Origin of the sequence: Parendozoicomonas sp. Alg238-R29, assembly GCF_947331445.1 — a bacterium.
In the GTDB taxonomy this organism is placed as follows: Bacteria; Pseudomonadota; Gammaproteobacteria; order Pseudomonadales; family Endozoicomonadaceae; genus Sansalvadorimonas.
The window spans coordinates 1-2,427 of the sequence record NZ_CAMZOG010000180.1 but is presented as its reverse complement, the minus strand read 5'-3'; the positions used below and the strand labels follow the sequence as shown (position 1 = coordinate 2,427).

The following is a 2,427-nucleotide window of genomic DNA, read 5'->3' as shown; positions in this document are numbered from 1 at the left end:
ATGATTTTGGAAAGTGCTCTACATTTTTTTTCGTGGTTCTTGCTCTCGAAGCCTTTTTATCAACGGTCGTTGTTTTTCTTTTTGTGAGAGGATTGTCGATACTCTTATCCCTACCAAAAGGGTGAGGTTTGATTCGATTTATTGCAAAACAGATCTTCGTTCTTTTTTCATCGGGTGCGTCAAACTGCGCCTTTTTTGAAGAAGGGTGCTTGCCGAGGCAAGAAGTGTTAACCGTGCGAGGCGTTGTTTGATCAGGAGCATCCATTATTAACAACCAGTCCGCTGTTGTTTTCGTATGAATGACGTTAGTTTCAAAAAGTCTGACAAGGTTCCATTCATCTGGGAAACCAACATGTTAGGTGTTCTCACCACCCACAAAGCTGGTGTTTATGAATATCCTTAATGAACCTGATGAAGTAGCTTTATCGTCTGCTTCTTTTATCGCTTCTGCTTCTATCTCCACTCCTTCTCTCGTCTTTATTTCTATCTCCACTCCTTCTCTCGTCTCTATTTCTATGGCCACTCCTTCTCTCGCTTCCCCCCTTATCTGGGGCGCATTTTACTTTATCTATCTGAGTGCATATGGGATGAATGGATTCTTCACTATGATACAAAGCTCTCCTTGAATCGATGCGATAAACAGTGAGGCCATATTTAGAGAGCATATGATCAACAAATTGATATTTTGTTCTATACGATTTATCTTCACACATGCTGGAGATTTCCTTTCGGGGATTGATCCATTCAGGGTCTGGATAAACAAAGTGACTCGCACCATCAATTTCAACAGCAATATTATAATCGGGTAGCAATATATCGACACAGAAATTACCAACGTTACACTCTAACCCGATGAGAGCATCGGGATATTTATTTTTAATTAATTTATATATCTTCCTTTGTACATCACTCGTAGTACAGCCTTGTTGGTCAGGACAAAACGACGGTAGTGGACGTTTTATCAGTTTCTTCCAGTAGTCCTGTATCCATTCGACTTGCCACTTTGCCATATTAGGAGAGGTTTCTGTATCAGGCAGTTGCGTTGAGCCAGTGGTAGATAACCATTTTGTTGTAAGTTCACTCTTTTGATCTTGCGAAATATCTATTTTTACCATTTTCTGTAATTCCGCAGTTTCATATTGTTTAAAATGACAGAGTGTTAGAAACCAATTGACATACCATTGCAATATTAATTGTATGTCGCTGACATTATCATTAATGGCGGTACAGACATCCATCCCCACCTCTGCAATTTCACGATCTATGCGTCGGTTGCTAAGTGCTTTCATTATAAAAAAAAGATCTTTTTGCAAGTACTTCCGCTGTGTTGTATCTGTTTTTAATCTGTTTAAATACAATTGAGCGAGAAATATTAATCTTGAGTTTGCGCTACCATAAATAGAATATCCGCATGCATCAACAAACGATACAAGATTGCTGTTTTCCAAAGAGGTTAAATCTTCATTATTTAACGAGCAGATAATAGCTAACATAGCTTGTTGAATAAAAAAAGGATCTGAACGATAAATGGTGTTTTTAAATTCACCACAAGTCATACTAAAATCTATTATATTCCATTGTTTTTTGAGTTGGCCTCTTTGGTATTGATATAATATCGATATCGCGATTTTTTCTTGTGCATCACACATCTTTTTTAGTAAGACTGCTGTGTCCTCTCCTCCTGGAAGAGAAAGATCTTCTTTTAAGCAACCTATACACATTACTAGTGTTGATAAACTTCTTCCGGACCAGGAGTTAATTTCGCTTGGTAATTTATCATTTATTTCCTCTGCAATAGCTTTTAATGCCTCGAATCGATATTTAAAGGTCGGTGCTTGTCCTTTAAGCATGACAGCGGCAGTAATACTTAACTCATGACTATGGAACCGTGCTAATTTATTATATTTTCTAAACTGTACGACCAGCTCTGCAATACGAGATCGTATACGTTCGACTTCCTGATAGTAATCCTGAGAGTAATCCCGAGAGTAATCTCGAGAGCGAATGATATTGCACAAAAGAGTAAATTTATTAATACTGCAATTATTTTGCAGAAGAGAAGAGCATTGGCGTAAACATTCGATCTTGATTTTTTCAAGAAAATCGTGAGAATCACTATCAAAATATTTTTGTAGCTGATAGGTCGCGTTTGCGATCTTTATGATATTATCGAAACTTTTCACATAAAACGAAACGCCTTCTTGGGTTCTGCATTTAGAGAGGATATGTAGCAAGTCATCTTTGTTTTCTAGATCTTCCAGTTTATGTGTATACCTATCGATATTTATTATGTCCTCGTCCGTCCACACGTATGCTGGCCGATATGCCGGGTTGTTAAGCTGGGCGGGGATGGGCAGTGCTTTTGATGGTAGTGAAACACCAACAGGGGATGACTTTGGAAAGTGCTCTACATTTTTTTTCGTGGTT

At 38.1% G+C, this 2,427-nt stretch carries 2 protein-coding genes; both read right to left on the bottom strand.

The window, feature by feature from the left end; translation table 11 throughout:
* Nucleotides 1-265: hypothetical protein (locus QMA35_RS21350; protein ID WP_281649160.1), on the bottom strand; the 265-nt coding region annotated here is incomplete at its 3' end.
* A 157-nt stretch (nucleotides 266-422) separates the two neighbouring features.
* A partial coding sequence (locus QMA35_RS21345) for a hypothetical protein (protein ID WP_281649159.1) occupies nucleotides 423-2,427 on the bottom strand: 2,005 nt, incomplete at its 5' end.